General features: G+C 41.3%; 1 protein-coding gene. It reads left to right on the forward strand.

The annotated features are described in order from the left end of the window. On the forward strand, positions 1-259 hold a 259-nt coding region (locus tag ACPYOM_RS22915), incomplete at both ends, for a hypothetical protein (RefSeq protein ID WP_481347728.1).

Consider the following 259-nt stretch of genomic DNA (forward strand, 5'->3'; position numbering starts at 1 on the left):
AAATTGTGGATGGATTGAGTTCGTCTCTTGGTTTTGGAACTTTTGAATCTAAACTCCTCGTTCTTAGAGGAATTGACAATTATCAAAAGGCCAGAGAATTTTTTAAACCGAACCTTACCGATATTCACAATCCTTTCCTGATGGCAGATATGCAGAAAGCTGTAGAGCGCATTGCAAACGCCATTGAGAACGGTGAAAAAATACTGGTGTACGGAGATTACGACGTCGACGGAACTACAGCCGTTGCGCTGATGTATTT

The sequence above is a fragment of the Monashia sp. HAY1-2A genome, from assembly GCF_056755315.1.